General features: G+C 70.0%; 16 protein-coding genes. 7 read left to right on the top strand and 9 right to left on the bottom strand.

Annotation, left to right across the window (positions count from 1 at the left end; translation table 11 throughout):
- Nucleotides 1-197 precede the first annotated feature (197 nt).
- Complete coding sequence (locus FKR81_RS05905) at nt 198-1,385, bottom strand: acetyl-CoA C-acetyltransferase (protein WP_146349895.1); 1,188 nt, start codon at nt 1,383-1,385, stop codon at nt 198-200.
- Between the two features lie 123 nt (nt 1,386-1,508).
- On the opposite strand from FKR81_RS05905, the gene mce reads away from it, so the two are divergent.
- Complete coding sequence (gene mce, locus FKR81_RS05900; protein WP_146349894.1) at nt 1,509-1,958, top strand: methylmalonyl-CoA epimerase; 450 nt, start codon at nt 1,509-1,511, stop codon at nt 1,956-1,958.
- Here mce and FKR81_RS05895 read toward each other — a convergent pair.
- Together FKR81_RS05895 and FKR81_RS05890 are read right to left on the bottom strand one after the other, a co-directional pair.
- On the bottom strand, nt 1,921-2,496 hold the full coding sequence (locus FKR81_RS05895; RefSeq protein WP_146349893.1) for a TetR/AcrR family transcriptional regulator: 576 nt from the start codon (nt 2,494-2,496) through the stop codon (nt 1,921-1,923). The genes mce and FKR81_RS05895 overlap by 38 nt on opposite strands.
- 56 nt (nt 2,497-2,552) lie before the next feature.
- Entirely contained in the window at nt 2,553-2,915 is a 363-nt protein-coding gene (locus FKR81_RS05890) for an SPW repeat protein (protein ID WP_146349892.1), read from the bottom strand.
- Nucleotides 2,916-3,074: 159 nt separating this feature from the next.
- On the opposite strand from FKR81_RS05890, the gene ccrA reads away from it, so the two are divergent.
- On the top strand, nt 3,075-4,388 hold the full coding sequence (gene ccrA / locus FKR81_RS05885; protein ID WP_146349891.1) for a crotonyl-CoA carboxylase/reductase: 1,314 nt from the start codon (nt 3,075-3,077) through the stop codon (nt 4,386-4,388).
- Between the two features lie 36 nt (nt 4,389-4,424).
- A complete protein-coding gene (locus tag FKR81_RS05880; RefSeq protein WP_186762794.1) occupies nt 4,425-5,504 on the top strand; it encodes a coiled-coil domain-containing protein in 1,080 nt (359 codons plus the stop codon).
- Here the strand turns inward: FKR81_RS05880 and FKR81_RS05875 are convergent.
- Nucleotides 5,482-6,165: an alpha/beta fold hydrolase gene (locus FKR81_RS05875; protein ID WP_146349890.1), complete on the bottom strand. Its 684-nt coding sequence runs from the start codon at nt 6,163-6,165 to the stop codon at nt 5,482-5,484. The two genes, FKR81_RS05880 and FKR81_RS05875, sit on opposite strands and share 23 nt — an antisense overlap.
- 51 nt (nt 6,166-6,216) lie before the next feature.
- Here FKR81_RS05875 and FKR81_RS05870 point away from each other — a divergent pair, with 51 nt between their 5' ends.
- Entirely contained in the window at nt 6,217-6,732 is a 516-nt protein-coding gene (locus tag FKR81_RS05870) for a GNAT family N-acetyltransferase (RefSeq protein WP_146349889.1), read from the top strand.
- Here the strand turns inward: FKR81_RS05870 and FKR81_RS05865 are convergent.
- A complete protein-coding gene (locus FKR81_RS05865) occupies nt 6,722-7,456 on the bottom strand; it encodes an alpha/beta hydrolase (protein ID WP_146349888.1) in 735 nt (244 codons plus the stop codon). The two genes, FKR81_RS05870 and FKR81_RS05865, sit on opposite strands and share 11 nt — an antisense overlap.
- 1,554 nt (nt 7,457-9,010) lie before the next feature.
- Here FKR81_RS05865 and FKR81_RS05860 point away from each other — a divergent pair.
- Both FKR81_RS05860 and FKR81_RS05855 read left to right on the top strand, forming a co-directional pair.
- Nucleotides 9,011-9,877 carry an AraC family transcriptional regulator gene (locus FKR81_RS05860; protein ID WP_146349887.1) on the top strand — a complete coding sequence of 289 codons (867 nt, stop codon included), beginning with the start codon at nt 9,011-9,013 and terminating at the stop codon, nt 9,875-9,877.
- 17 nt (nt 9,878-9,894) lie between these two features.
- The gene (locus FKR81_RS05855; RefSeq protein ID WP_146349886.1) at nt 9,895-10,431 is read left to right on the top strand and encodes a histidine phosphatase family protein; all 537 of its coding nucleotides are present in this window, start codon (nt 9,895-9,897) and stop codon (nt 10,429-10,431) included.
- On the opposite strand, the gene FKR81_RS05850 is transcribed toward FKR81_RS05855, so the two are convergent.
- The gene (locus FKR81_RS05850) at nt 10,412-10,705 is read right to left on the bottom strand and encodes a hypothetical protein (RefSeq protein ID WP_146349885.1); all 294 of its coding nucleotides are present in this window, start codon (nt 10,703-10,705) and stop codon (nt 10,412-10,414) included. The two genes, FKR81_RS05855 and FKR81_RS05850, sit on opposite strands and share 20 nt — an antisense overlap.
- A gap of 42 nt (nt 10,706-10,747) precedes the next feature.
- On the opposite strand from FKR81_RS05850, the gene FKR81_RS05845 reads away from it, so the two are divergent.
- Nucleotides 10,748-10,948 carry an FmdB family zinc ribbon protein gene (locus FKR81_RS05845; RefSeq protein WP_146349884.1) on the top strand — a complete coding sequence of 67 codons (201 nt, stop codon included), beginning with the start codon at nt 10,748-10,750 and terminating at the stop codon, nt 10,946-10,948.
- On the opposite strand, the gene FKR81_RS05840 is transcribed toward FKR81_RS05845, so the two are convergent.
- From FKR81_RS05840 to dhaM, 3 genes are all read right to left on the bottom strand, one after another.
- Complete coding sequence (locus FKR81_RS05840; RefSeq protein ID WP_146349883.1) at nt 10,945-11,520, bottom strand: DUF3558 family protein; 576 nt, start codon at nt 11,518-11,520, stop codon at nt 10,945-10,947. The genes FKR81_RS05845 and FKR81_RS05840 overlap by 4 nt on opposite strands.
- 50 nt (nt 11,521-11,570) lie before the next feature.
- Nucleotides 11,571-13,346 (bottom strand): 3-hydroxyacyl-CoA dehydrogenase family protein, encoded by a 1,776-nt coding sequence (locus FKR81_RS05835; protein ID WP_146349882.1) that lies wholly within the window; start codon nt 13,344-13,346, stop codon nt 11,571-11,573.
- A 273-nt stretch (nt 13,347-13,619) separates the two neighbouring features.
- Nucleotides 13,620-14,309 carry a dihydroxyacetone kinase phosphoryl donor subunit DhaM gene (gene dhaM, locus FKR81_RS05830; RefSeq protein WP_268891530.1) on the bottom strand — a complete coding sequence of 230 codons (690 nt, stop codon included), beginning with the start codon at nt 14,307-14,309 and terminating at the stop codon, nt 13,620-13,622.
- Between the last annotated feature and the right edge of the window lie 3 nt (nt 14,310-14,312).

Below are 14,312 nucleotides of genomic sequence, written 5' to 3'. Positions count from 1 at the left end.
TTCGGCCCCGAAAATTGTCGGTGCTGGATGAGACGATTGGAGTGGGGAGCTCAGCCCTCCCCCACCCCGCCGCGGGGTCCCCCGGAGGGGACGCCGGCGCCAGCACGCCCCTCACCCTGCATCCAGCCGAGTATGCCGTTAGGGGCACCCCTGCGGCGTCCAGCGCTGCGGGAGTGCCCCTGACGGCAGTTCAAGAATCAGGCCTTCGGCACCCGGACGATCAGCGCGTCGCCCTGGCCGCCACCGCCGCACAGCGCGACCGCCGCGACGCCGCCGCCGCGGCGCTTGAGCTCCAGCGCCGCGTGCAGCGCGATGCGCGCACCGGACATGCCGATCGGGTGGCCGAGCGCGATGGCGCCGCCGTTGACGTTGACCTTGTCCTCGGAGATGCCGAGCTGGCGCGTCGACACGATGCCGACCGCGGCGAACGCCTCGTTGATCTCGACCAGGTCGAGGTCGGCGGGCGAGATGCCCTCCTTGGCGCACGCGGCCTTGATCGCGTTGGCAGGCTGCTCGTGCAGGCTGGCGTCCGGCCCGGCGACGACGCCGTGCGCACCGATCTCGGCCAGCCACTCGAGGCCGAGCTCCTCGGCCTTCGCCTTGCTCATCACGACGACAGCGGCGGCACCGTCGGAGATCTGCGACGCCGAACCGGCGGTGATGGTGCCGTCGGAGGCGAACGCGGGGCGCAGCTTGCCCAGGGTGTCGACCGTGGTGTCGGCGCGCACGCCCTCGTCCGTGCTGAACAGCACCGGGTCGCCCTTGCGCTGCGGGATCGCGACCGGCGCGATCTCCTCGGCGAACACGCCGCTCTCGGCGGCCTTCGCGGCGAGCTGGTGCGAACGCGCGGAGAAGGCGTCCTGCTCCTCGCGGGTCAGGCCGTAGCGGGTGTTGTACTTCTCGGTCGACGAGCCCATCGCGACCTGGTCGAACGCGCAGAACAGGCCGTCGTAGGCCATGTGGTCGACGAGCGAGACGTCGCCGTACTTGAAGCCGCTGCGCGACTTGGGCAGCAGGTGCGGCGCCTGGGTCATCGACTCCTGGCCGCCGGCCACGACGATGTCGAACTCACCGGCGCGGATCAGCTGGTCCGCGAGCGCGATGGCGTCGACACCGGAGAGGCACACCTTGTTGATGGTCAGCGCGGGCACGCTCATCGGGATGCCCGCGGCGACCGCGGCCTGGCGCGCGGGGATCTGGCCGGCGCCGGCCGTGAGGACCTGGCCCATGATCACGTACTGCACCTGCTCGGGCGAGACGCCCGCACGTTCCAGCGCCGCCTTGATCGCGACGCCACCGAGCTGGGCGCCGGAGAAGTCCTTCAGCGAGCCGAGGAGACGGCCCATCGGGGTACGTGCCCCGGCGACGATGACGGAACCGGACACAGCGGCCTCCAGCAGGATTGCGAACGGTCGTTAACAGCGCACGATACCCCCGGTTACTTTCGGGTACGGCTGTGAGACCCCGCACAAGGGCACTGCACCGATCAGGGAACTACGCTGCCCCGCATGGACGCTGAACTCCGCCGGTTCGTGACCGGGATCGACCACGTCGGCATCGCCGTGCCCGACCTGGACGAGGCGATCGCCTTCTACCGCGACAACTTCGGGCTCGAGGTCGCGCACGAGGAGACGAACGAGGAGCAGGGCGTCCGCGAGGCCATGCTGCGCGCACCCGGCTCAGCCCACGGCAGCACGATGATCCAGCTGCTGGCGCCGTTGAACGCCGACTCGACGATCGCGAAGTTCATCAGCCGCTCGGGGCCGGGACTGCAGCAGCTCGCCTACCGCGTGTCCGATGTGGACGCTGCCGCCGACGCGCTGAGGAACAAGGGCCTGCGGCTGCTGTACGACCAGGCCAAGCGAGGCACGTCCAACAGCCGGGTGAACTTCGTGCACCCGAAGGACGCGGGCGGCGTGCTCATCGAACTGGTGGAGCCTGCCGCGGCCGCGCACTGAGCGCGTCCGCGACGAACTCGAGCTCCTGGTCCATCCGGTCGTCGTCCTCGGCGAGCCGGGCGACGGAGTGCCGGTAGCTGACGGCGAGCGCCACGAGCGCGGCCGCGCTGTCGACGTCCTTCGTGGCGACGGCGGCGCCGCCCGCGGCGAGGATGACGTTCCGGATCTGCGCCGCGACCGCGCGGTAGCGGTCGTGCAGCGCGGCTTTGACGGCGCTGTGCGTGTCCGCCTCGCGCCACAGCAGGTGTGAGAGCAGCGGCGAGGCGTTCAGGCGCGCGTCGAGCGCGGCGACCAGCCTGCGCAGGCTCTCCGCGATGTCGCCGACGACCACGACCCGCTTCTGGTCGACGGTGCCGTCCGGCAACCGCTGGACGAGCGCGGCGAGCAGGTCGGGCTTGCGGCGGAAGTAGTAGTGGACGAGCCCCTTCGGCACGCCCGCGCGTTCGGCGATGCGCGAGGTCGGCGTGGCGTCGAACCCGGACTCGGCGAACAGCTCCTCGGCCGCGGTGAGGATCCGCTCCCTGGCCGAATCGTCCACCGGTTCCTCCTAGCCAGGGGTGTGTGGGCCCACACCGCAGTGGGCCCACACAGCATTCAGTGAGATCCGGCCGCCAGCCCTGAATGGGCGGCGTTCGCGGCGGGCATCGCGAGAGCGCCCGCGGCGATGGTGAGGACACCACCGATCCAGCACGCCCACGACGCGGCGGTCATGTCGGAGAAACCCATCACCCACGGTGAGATGAACAGCGCGGCGCCCAGCACCAGCTGGACGTACTCGCCGTACACCATCGCCGGCATGGCCAGCGACAACAGGCCGTCGATGGCGATCAGCGCGCCGAGCACGATCATCGTCCACATCGCCGGGTTCGTCGTGTCCACCACCAGCGGAGCGAGCAGCACCAGCACCCCGAGGCCCACCTCGGCCCAGTCCTGCCACCTGGTCCACGCCTTGGTCATGATCCGTACCTCCGTCCTGCAAATCGGACAATTCGATGGTGCGCTTGATTGGCCGCCCGGTCAAGAAGTGGAATCCCTCACAAGGTGCCCTCTGGATCGTTTACTGGCCGGTAACCTCCGGCAACCTGCGACAATCCCAGCTTGGGAAGGAATGCCGCCGTGCAGAAGATCCTTGACGCGATCCTGGCTGATGAGCTCGACGCGATCGCACACCTGGACGTACCCGAGAGCTATCGGGGCGTGACCGTGCACAAGGACGAGGCCGAGATGTTCGACGGCCTCGCGACCAGGGACAAGGATCCGCGCAAGTCGCTGCACCTCGACGAGGTCGCGACGCCCGAGCTCGGTCCCGGTGAAGCACTCGTCGCCGTGATGGCCAGCGCCATCAACTACAACACCGTCTGGACCTCGATCTTCGAGCCGCTCTCGACGTTCAGCTTCCTCAAGCGCCTCGGCGGCAAGCACGACCTGCCGTACCACGTCGTCGGCTCCGACCTGGCGGGCGTCGTGCTGCGCACCGGTCCGGGCGTGACCGCGTGGAAGCCCGGCGACCGGGTCGTCGCGCACTGCCTGGACGTGCCGCTGGAGGCCCCGGACGGCCACAACGACACGATGCTCGACCCGTCGCAGCGGATCTGGGGCTTCGAGACGAACTTCGGCGGCCTCGCCGAGGTCGCGCTGGTCAAGTCGAACCAGCTGATGCCGATGCCCGAGCACCTCACGTGGGAGGAAGCGGCGTCGCCCGGCCTGGTGAACTCCACCGCCTACCGGCAGCTCGTCTCGACCAACGGCGCCAACATGAAGCAGGGCGACACGGTCCTGATCTGGGGCGCGTCCGGCGGACTCGGTTCGTACGCAACGCAGTTCGCGCTGAACGGCGGCGCGACGCCGGTGTGCGTCGTGTCCTCGCCGGAGAAGGCGGAGATCGTCCGCAGCATGGGCGCGGAGCTGATCATCGACCGTTCGGCCGAGGGGTACAAGTTCTGGAAGGACGAGAACAACCAGGACCCCAAGGAGTGGAAGCGGTTCGGCGCCAAGATCCGCGAGCTGACCGGCGGTGAGGACCCGGACATCGTGTTCGAGCACCCCGGCCGGGAGACGTTCGGCGCCAGCGTGTTCGTCGCGCGCAAGGGCGGCAAGATCGTCACGTGCGCCTCGACGTCGGGGTACATGCACCAGTACGACAACCGCTACCTGTGGATGAACCTCAAGAGCATCATCAGCTCGCACTTCGCGAACTACCGCGAGGCGTGGGAGGCGAACCGCTTGATCGCCAAGGGAAAGATCCACCCCACAGTGTCCAAGGTGTACTCAATGGACGAAACCGGGCAGGCCGCGCACGACGTGCACCGCAACGCGCACCAGGGCAAGGTCGGCGTGCTCACCCTTGCGCCGCAGGAGGGTCTCGGCGTGCGGAACCACGAGCTGCGCGCGACGCATCTCACTGCTATCAACCGTTTCCGGGGTGTGTGACGTTCCCTTCCTCCCGGAACGGGTAGCGTGAGGGTCATGGGCCTCGCCGACGACCGTGACCTCGTCCCACTGGGATCCGGCTTCGACATCGTCAAGCGCGGTTACGACCGCGCCCAGGTCGAGGATCACCTCGAACGCCTCGACTCCGACCTGCGGCTCCTCGCCGCGGATCGCGATGCCGCGGTGTCCCAGACCAACGACCTCACCAGGCAGCTGGAGGCCGCGCGCTCGGACATGTCCGAGATGCGCGGCCAGGTCGAGCGGCTCTCGTTGCCGCCGACGACGCTGGAGGGGCTCTCCGAGCGCCTCCAGCGCATGCTGCGCCTCGCGCAGGACGAGGCGAACGAGATCAAGGCGCGCGCCGAGGCCGAGGGCGGGCACATCCGCGCCAAGGCCGAGGCGGACGCGAGCGTGCTGCGGCAGCGCTACGAGAAGCTGATCGCCGAGCTCGACGAGCGCCGCACCGCCATGGAGGCGGAGCACCGCAACGTGCTGGAGACGGCGCGCACCGAGGCGGAGAAGATCACCGGCGACGCCGAGTCGGGCGCGCGCAAGATCGCCGAGGAGTCCGAGCAGCGGCGGATCACCGTCGAGGAGGACTTCGAGATCGCGATGGCGGCCCGTCGCGCCGAGGCGATGAGCACGCTGGCGTCGCAGGAGGCCTCGTCCAAGGCCGATGGTGAGCGCAGGCTGCGCGAGGCGACCGAGGAGGCCGCGCGCATCCGTGCCGCCGTCACCCAGGAGCAGGCCACGTCGAAGGCCGAGGCCGAGCAGCGCGTCCGCGAGGCGACCGAAGAGGCCAACAAGCGCAGGCACGACTCGATCACCGAGGCGACCGCGCGCGTCCAGGAGGCGACGGACACGGCGAACCGCCTCGTCCGCGAGGCCACCGACGAGGCGAACCGGCGCACCACGCAGGCGACGCAGCGGGTCGACCAGCTGCGCAACCTGCGCAACCGGCTGTCGCACCAGCTGCACGGCGTGCGGAGCGCGTTGCAGGACGTCGTGCCGCTGCTCGACCCGCTGGACGCGGAGAAGGAGTCGGCTCACCCCGGTTCCGTCGAAGGCCCCACGGACAAGGTCGCGAAGCCGGTCACTCAGAACACCACTGCCTGACGGCGCTCGCGAACGTCCGGGGAGCTTCCACCGGCACGAGGTGCCCGGCGCCGGGGATCTCGACGTACGTGCTGTTCGGCAGCAGGTCAGCCATCTCGGCGGCCAGTGACGGCGGCGTGAGCTGGTCGCGCTCCCCCACGATCACCAGCGCGGGGATCGTGGTCCTCGCGAGCAGCTCGGACGAGTCCGGGCGGCTGGCCATCGCGCGCTGAGCCCACGCGACCTCGTGCGCGGGCTGTTCCACGATCATCCGCGTGACCAGCTCCCCGGCCCCGTTCGACGCGTCCGGGCCGAGCAGGTTCGGCAGCAGCGCGTCGGGCAGCCACGCGGTGCCTTCTTCTTCGACCCTCTTCGCCATGGTCAGGCGGTTGGCCCTGGCCTCGTCGGTGTCCGCGGTCGCCTTCGTGTCGACGAGCACGAGGCGTGCGACGCGTTCGGGCGCGATGCGCAGGACCGCCATGGCGACGTAGCCGCCCATCGAGCACCCGCCGAGCGCGAACCGCTCGATCCCGCGCGCGTCGAGATCGGCCAGCACGTCTCGCGCGATGAGCTCGAGGTCGGGTTCGCGATCTCGTCCGCGCTGGTCAGGGGTGATGGCGCCGAGCTCGGCAGGCCACATCCGGGAGTCGACGGGAAACGCGTGGAGCAGAACCAGGTCCATGCCGGTGAATACTGCCGCGAAATTGTCAGACCCACGTCGTACCGTGACCCCATGACCACAACCCGCACCGAAAGGTTGCTGCTCAGACCGGTTTCGACCACCGATCTGGATGCCGTCATCCGGATCATGGCCGACCCCGAGACGAACCGCTTCAACCCGGCGGGTACCCCGAACGCGGCGACGGTCGCCGGTTATCTCGAGACATGGATCAGGAGCTGGCAGACGGACGGCGTCAGCTACTGGGCGATCGAGCTGGCCGAGACCGGCGAGGTGATCGGGTTCGGTGGTCTGCGCATCCACGAGCTGATGGGCGAGGAGACGCTCAACCTGTTCTACCGGTTCTCCCCCGCCGCCTGGGGCAGGGGCTACGCACCGGAGATGGGCCGGGCGGCTCTCGAGCGGGCTTCGCGCGATCACCCTGACCGGCCGGTGGTGATCGTGACGCAGCCGCTCAACAAGCCTGCTCAGCGCGTGGCTGAGAAGCTGGGTTTCGTGCGCACCGGTGCGCACGAAACCGAGTTGGGCACGGACACCGTGTACCGCCGCCAGGAGGCGTTCAGCCGCTGAGCTGATCACTCCTGCACCGGCGCGGAAGCGGCGTCGGCACCTCCGGCACCACCGTGGTGACGATCGCGTCGAGCACTTCGTCGGCCCGTCCGACGAAGAGGTGCTTGGCGCCGGGGAAGTCGATCACCACGGCGTGCGGGATGTCCTCCCCGAGGCGTTCCCGCACCTCGTGGGGCCGGAGGTAGTCGTCGAGCTCGGGTACCAGGCAGACCACGGGCTTGTCCGTGCCCGCCCACGCGCGCCGCTGCTCAGGCGTGCTCCACTTCAAGGGAGGTGAGATCAACACAGCCCCGCGCACCGCGGGCTCACACCCGTGCATCAGCGCGAGGTCGGTGCCGAACGACCACCCGACGAGCCACACGCCGGGCAACCCGCGCCGCACCGCGAACTGAACGGCCGCCGCCACGTCGTGCCGCTCGCCCACGGCATGCCCGAACGCGCCCTCACTGCACCCGGCAGCACTGCCCGTGCCGCGCGTGTTGAACCGCAACACCGCGACCCCGGCCAACGCGGGCAACCGCCACGCCGCCTTCCGCTGCAGGTGCGAGTCCATCATGCCGCCGTACGTGGGCAACGGGTGCAAACAGATCAACGTAGCCCGCGGTTCCCGCCCCACGGGCAACGCAAGCTCACCCACCAACCGCAACCCATCGGCCGTGGTGAGCGTGACCGCCTCCCGCAACGCAGGCAGCACAGTGCTGGCGCCGATCTCAACCGTGCTCACCGCGCCATGCTAAGCACCCCGGACACCACCCAACCCGCCCACGCCCAGCCACACCACACGCCAAGCACCACACCCGCAGCGCCACATCCGCCGCCACGCGCACGAACACGCCAGCCGCGAGGCCTGTTGGCCACCGCCACGGCCATATCCGCGGCCACCGCACCATGCGCGCCGACGCAGCAGCCACGGCACCTGTCGGCCACCGCGCCACACGTGCGCTCACGCAGCCCCCACAGCACCGGCCGACGACCGCGCCACGCGCGCGAACAGGGCGACCACGGCACTGTCGGCCACCGCTACGGCCACCGTCACAGCCACATCCGCGGCCACCGCACCATGCGCGCCGACGCAGCAGCCACGGCACCTGTCGGCCACCGCGCCACACGTGCGCTCACGCAGCACCGGCCGACGACCGCGCCATGCGCGCGAACGGGCGGCCATGGCTCCTGTCGGCCACTGCGGGCCACCGACATCGAGGTACCCCGCGTATGCCGATCAAGCGCCGCGCCCACCGACCGCCGCACATATCGGCGCCAAGCCACACCACCCAGGCCGGCTAGGTGCCACATCTCAACGCCTGAGCCAACGGGTCAGCGCCTGCACCAAGCACCACCCGCGCGCGAGCGGCGCGCCGGACACCCAGCGCCGACTCCCCGGCCACCAGCGACCAAACGAACGCGCCGACGCTGCGCACCACGCAGGAGCTGCACCCGCGCACGAACGCGGCACCCGCCAGCCACGGCGCACTACCGGCACCAAGGCCCCAGCGCTCAGCCTCAGCCTCAGCCTCAGCCTCAGCCCCGAGCGAACGCGTCAGCCCCTGCGCCAAGCACCACCCGCGCGCGCGAATGCGGCGCGCGCCGGACACCACCCATCAGCGGAACCAGAGCCCCATCACCCAGCGCGTCAGCCACCGCACCAGCCACCGACGACATGGTGCCCACCACGCGCGCAAGCGCGCTGTCCCCTGCGTGCCAAGGTGGGCACCACTCGCACAAACGCGGTGCCCGCCCTGCGCACTCGCCACAGCCGCCACGCAGCCCGCCGCGGCTCGGCCCCGAGGCACCCGCTCCCCGCCAACCGAGCACCCTTCGGACCGTCAGCTCCCAGCCGCTGCAACACACTCACGACCGCCAAGGAGCTGACAACTGCCTCTGATCGCAGGGTCACGGGCATCGCCCGACACGACGTATACCTTCAGCCTGCGTCGCACTGAGCAATGTGCTCCGGACGGCAGGCTCCCCGCCCCCGACGTCAACCGGCGGCCGCCAACACCGCGAAGCCGGGGGTGCGCGGTCGGCGTTGACAGGCCACGTAGTTGCCCCTCAGCAAGCCTGATCGTCGGTTGGGCCACGGGACCAACCCCCGCAACCACCCCCGGACAAAACCAGGGAGGCCGGCGTACTTCAGTGCTGGTTTCCTCCATGCCGACCGCGCCCCTCGACCATAACGACGACCCCCGACAAAAACGGACCCGACAGCGACGGGCACAGGATGTCGGGCCGACAAACCTACGAACTCCTAGCGTGGTGATCAGGAAGGAAGGGGGCTGAAGTGCTGGATCGCCTGAACCAGGCCATGGACCACATCGAGCAACACCTCGACCACCACATCGAGGTGGCCGAGCTGGCACGGATAGCGATGACGTCGGAGTACCACTTCCGACGGATGTTCTCCGCGCTGGCGGGCATCCCGCTGTCGGAGTACATCCGCCGCAGACGACTGACGGTCGCCGGCGCGGAGGTGCTCGCCAACGAGCAAACGCTGCTCGACATCGCAACCCGCTACGGCTACGGCTCGGGCGAGGCGTTCGCGCGGGCGTTCAAAGCGGTGCACGGCGTGGGCCCTGGCGAAGCGCGGCAGACAGGTGCGGCACTGCGTTCCCAGCCCCGGATGTCCTTCCGTCTCATCGTCGAAGGGAGCAACAGCATGCGATACCGGATCGTGGAGAAGGACAGCTTCAACCTCGTGGGGCTGAAGAAGCGAGTGCCGTTGGTGCACGAGGGCATGAACCCGGCGATCGTCGAGTTCGTGCGCGCCATCGAGCCGGAAACGTTGCGGCGCTTGGAAGAACTGTCCGACCAGGAGCCGAGGGGCATCGTCCAGGTGAGCGACAACCTGGCGGAGAGCAGGGCGGAGGGCACCGAGCTCGACTACTTCCACGGCGTCGTCACGAACAGCACGAACGAGCAGGTGCCGGACCTGGACGTGGTGGAGGTCCCGGCGGGCTCGTGGGCGGTGTTCGAGAGCTCCGGTGAGTTCCCGTTGGCGCTGCAGTACATGTGGCGGGACGTGTTCACGCAGTGGTTCCCGTCGAACCCGTACCGGAGCGCGCCCGGCCCGGAGATCCTGCGCACGCGGCTGTCTCCGGATGGCAAGCAGGCGGACGCGGAGCTCTGGATCCGCGTCGAACGCACCTGATCTGGTAGTCAGGACGGGTGTCGGCCGCACTCGTCCTGATTCGCCACGCTCAGTCGGTCCCGCCTCGCTCCGGTGTGCCCGACGACCCGGACCGCCCGCTCACGTCAGCGGGTGAGGCTGCCGCACGAGCGCTGGTCCCGGAGCTGGCGGCACTGAATCCGGCCGCCGTGCTGTCCAGTCCGCTCCGGCGCGCGATCCAGACCGTCCAGCCCACCGCAGACCACCTGGGCCTCCCGGTGATCACGCGGCACGAGCTGCGCGAGTGGGACTCCGGCCTGGTCCCGAGCGACGACTACGCGGACGACTACGCCCGTGCCTGGGCGGACCCGGCCGGCCGCGCGGGCGGCGGGGAGAGTCTCGACGAGCTCAGCGCTCGAGCGCTGGCCGCGCTGCGCCGCATCGAACGCGAGCACCCCGGCCGCACGGTGCTGATCGGCAGTCACGGCACCTTTGTGTCCCGTGCGCTGGCCGCTCTCGGACACGACGTCGACTGGCCGTTCTCCCGCGCCATGCCGATGCCCGCGATCTACCGGGTCACCATCGGCGTGCAGTAGGACCTCGCCGCCCTCGCGATCCCCAGCAGCCCTGGTGCCAGTGCCTGCGTTCGTCGACGGTGCCGTAGTCGTTGGCCGGCCAGGCGACCACGTGCGGGGTGCCGGGCCTGATCTCGTGGTCGCAGCCGGGGCAGCGGTACGTCTTGGTGGTCTGGTCGCCGGGGACGTTGCGCACGAGCCACTCGCCGTCAGGCGCGTTCTCGGCGCGCGCCCAGCCGGTGCCGCCGCCGAGGGCACGTGGTTGGTCGCGTTTGGGCTGGTTCCGGCGAGGCACGGTGTACCACGGTAACAACGCCCGGTCAGGCACAATGTGGCCGTGCCGATGTACGAGTTCCGCTGCCGGTCCTGCGAGTCCACCTTCGAGGTCAACCGGCCGATGAGCGCGTCGTCCGAGCCCGCGCCGTGTCCGGCGGGTCACGACGACACGGTGAAGCTGCTGTCCATGGCCGGTATCGGGGGCACGGCAGCGGCGCCGTCAGGCGGCGGCGGTTGCTGCGGTGGCGGCTGCTGCGGCTAGTTCGCCGGTTCCTTGTTCATCATGACCTCGGCGACGTGCTTGCCCTGGTCGCAGATGGAGCCGAACTTGTCGGAGCCGTCGATGACGATGATCCCGAGCCCGCCACCCGCGTAGTCCATGACGAGCACGCACGACGGTTGCACGTCCGGATCGTCGGTGCGGTCGAAGTAGGTGACCGTCCGGCCCTTCACGTCGAACGTGCCGGACGTCTTCTCCAGCGTGATCGACTTGGCCTCGCGGAAGCGCAGCGAGACACCGACCTCGGTCGTGCCGGTCTTGGTCTGCCACTTGCACGACTCGTCGAACGTGCTGTCGTAGTTGATCTGCGTGGCGGGGCCTGCCGGATCCGTGTTCGGGTACGGCAGGTCCTTCCACGTCAGCACGGAGCACACCCGGCCCGCCTCACCGTCGATCGGCGCCGAGGGGTCCTCGGAGCCGGACGGCGGCGTCGGTCGCTCGCTCGAGAACGGCGGCTCGACGTCGAGCACGCCGGGGGTCACCGGCTGGCCCTGCACCGCGTACGAGCAGCCCGAAACGAGCAACAACAGCACTGCCGAGAGGACTAGCCGCATAGGACCACTCTGCCAAACGAGACCCCGGCCGCGCAGGCCGGGTGCGGACGTCACGAGTAGTCGCGGAAACCCTTGCCGGTCTTCCTGCCGAGGCGGCCCGCCGTCACGAGGTGCTCCAGCAGCGGCGCCGGCGAGAAGCCGGGCTCGCGGAACTCCAGGTACAGCGTCCGCTCGATCGCCAGCGACACGTCCAGGCCCACGACGTCCAGCAGCTCGAACGGGCCCATCGGCAGGCCGCAGCCGACCTTCATGGCGTTGTCGATGTCGTCGGCCTCGGCGTAGTGCGCCTCCAGCATCTTCACCGCGTCGTTGAGGTACGGGAAGAGCAGCGCGTTCACGATGAACCCGGCGACGTCGCCGCAGTGCACCGGCACCTTGCCGAGGTCGAGGCAGATCTTGCGGGCGGTCGCGACGACGTCGGCGCCGGTGGAGATGGTCTCGACGATCTCGACGAGCTTCATCACCTGCGCCGGGTTGAAGAAGTGCAGGCCGACCACGTCACCGGGGCGCGACGTCGCAGCGGCGCACTCGATGACCGGCAGCGAGGACGTCGTCGTCGCGAGCACGGCACCGGGCTTGCACACCTCGTCGAGCGCCGCGAAGACCTCCTTCTTGATCGCCAGCTCCTCGGCGACGGCCTCGACGACGAGGTCGCAGTCGGCGAGCTCGACGAACTCGACGGCCGGGCTGATGCGCGCCAGCGTCGCGTCGCGGTCGGCCTCGGAGAGCTTGCCCTTCGACACCGCGCGGTCCAGCGACTTGCGGACCTTCGCCAGCGCGCCCTCGGCCTTCTCCAGGCTGCGGGCGCGCAGGACGACGTCGTAGCCCCGCTTCGCGAACACCTCGACGATGCCGGTCGCCATGGTGCCGGTGCCGATCACGCCGACCCGCTGCACGTCGCGGGCCTGCACACCCTCCTCGGACGAGACCGGGGTCTGGGTGTCCGCGACGACGTTCGGCGAGTCCGGGCCGTCGTAGGTGTAGAAGCCGCGGCCGGTCTTCCTGCCGAGCAGACCGGCGGTGATCATCTGCTTGAGCAGCGGCGCCGGAGCGTGCAGGCGGTTGCGGGACTGGTGGTACATCGTGTCGAGGATCTCGTACGCGGTGTCCAGCCCGATCAGGTCGAGCAGCGCGAGCGGGCCCATCGGGTAGCCGCAGCCGTAGCGCATGGCGGCGTCCAGGTCCTCGCGCGTGGCGTAGCGCGCCTCGAGCATCTTCACCGCGTGGTTGAGATACGGGAAGAGCAGGGCGTTCGCGATGAAGCCCGCGCGGTCGCCGATCACGACGGGCGACTTGCCGAGCCGCTCGACGAACGCCACGACGTCGGTGATCACGTCCGGCTCGGTGACGACCGTGCGGACGACCTCGACGAGCTTGAGCACCTGCGTCGGGTTGAAGAAGTGCAGGCCGACGACCTTGCCGGGGCGTCCGGTGTGGACGCCGATCTCGGTGATCGACAGCGACGACGTGTTCGATGCGAGGATCGCGTCCGGGCCGAGGATCTTGTCGATCTCGGCGAACAGGCGCGACTTGAGCTCGACGTGCTCGGGAATGGCCTCGATGACGAGGTCGCAGTCGGCGAGGTCGGCGATTGACGTGCTGGTGCTGATCCGGCCCAGCAGCTCGGCCTTCGCGGCGGCGTCGAGCTTGCCGCGGGCGACGGCGCGCTCCGTCGAGTGCTGGAGGTGCCCGAGACCGCGGGCGAGACCCGCGTCGTCGATGTCGACCACCTTCACGGTCAGCCCGGTGCGCGCGAGTACCTCGGCGATGCCCGCACCCATCGTCCCGAGACCAACCACCCCGACGGTGTTGAATTCGCGCGCCACTGCCTACCTCCACGGGTTAAGCGTGAGCTACCTATCGGTAACTTGCGGGCGACTATGCCACGCTCACGTGCGGAAACGTCCGTGAGCTTCGCCATCCGGATCGAGCAAGTGACCGGTTCAGTGTCCACCACTCGCACCTATGCGAGGTCGCGTCGGCCATCCGAGTCCGCTTTTCGACGCCGGAGCTTGCGGAGGCGGCGAAAACCGGGCTCGGATGGCCGACTTCCGGGCGACCTCGCCGCCGTCTCCGGAGGAGCGGCATCAGACACGGTACTAGTCGTCGAACCCCCTTTCAGCTAGTTCCTCGATGCGCCGAACGGCCTCGCGCGCGTCCTTGCCGGTCGCGATGACCTCGACCGACCCGCCGCCGGGCGCGCCGAGTCCCATGAGCGCCAGCACGCTCGCCGCGCTCGCCTCCGACTCCCCGTACCGGACAACGACATCCGCGTCGAGCTCGGCGACGGTGCGGGCCAGCAGCGCGGCGGGACGCGCGTGCAGGCCCACGTCGTTGTTCAGCTCGATCTCGACGCTCACCGGGTCCGTGACGAGGTGCAGCGACCGGCGCGCAGGTGCGGCGGACGCGCGCACCGGCGCCTCACCGGACGCCCCTTCCGCCGCCGCGGCCACGTCGCGGAGTCGCGCCCCGCCCTGTGCGGCGACGGCGGCGGCCACGGCGCCCTCGACGAGCGGGGCGTCGACGACGGCGTAGCGCGCGGCGTCGTCCGCGGACTCGACCGCCATCTCGGCGGTCATCTTGGCGCTGCCCAGGTCGTAGAGGACGACGACGCCCGCGCCCGAGTCCGCGCCGACCAGTGCTCCGCACACCGACTCGTAGTCGGTCCCGAGCCCGCCGTCGGGCGTCCCGCCGACGGGCAGCACGGCGACGTGCGGCGCCATCTGCGCGGCCAGCTCGGCGATGCCGCTCGCGAGCATCTCGCTGTGCGACACGACGACCAGGCCCACTTT

Source organism: Lentzea tibetensis, from assembly GCF_007845675.1.
GTDB lineage: Bacteria > Actinomycetota > Actinomycetes > Mycobacteriales > Pseudonocardiaceae > Lentzea > Lentzea tibetensis.
The sequence above is the reverse complement of the archived record's forward strand: the minus strand, read 5'-3'. Positions and strand labels throughout refer to the sequence as shown.

Bases quoted from the DNA above. Each gene is read 5' to 3' on its own strand.
- mce (WP_146349894.1), top strand. From the start codon at position 1,509: ATGGACGCTGAACTCCGCCGGTTCGTGACCGGGATCGACCACGTCGGC.
- FKR81_RS05890 (WP_146349892.1), bottom strand. From the start codon at position 2,915: ATGACCAAGGCGTGGACCAGGTGGCAGGACTGGGCCGAGGTGGGCCTC.
- FKR81_RS05880 (WP_186762794.1), top strand. From the start codon at position 4,425: ATGGGCCTCGCCGACGACCGTGACCTCGTCCCACTGGGATCCGGCTTC.
- FKR81_RS05875 (WP_146349890.1), bottom strand. From the start codon at position 6,165: ATGGACCTGGTTCTGCTCCACGCGTTTCCCGTCGACTCCCGGATGTGG.
- FKR81_RS05870 (WP_146349889.1), top strand. From the start codon at position 6,217: ATGACCACAACCCGCACCGAAAGGTTGCTGCTCAGACCGGTTTCGACC.
- FKR81_RS05840 (WP_146349883.1), bottom strand. From the start codon at position 11,520: ATGCGGCTAGTCCTCTCGGCAGTGCTGTTGTTGCTCGTTTCGGGCTGC.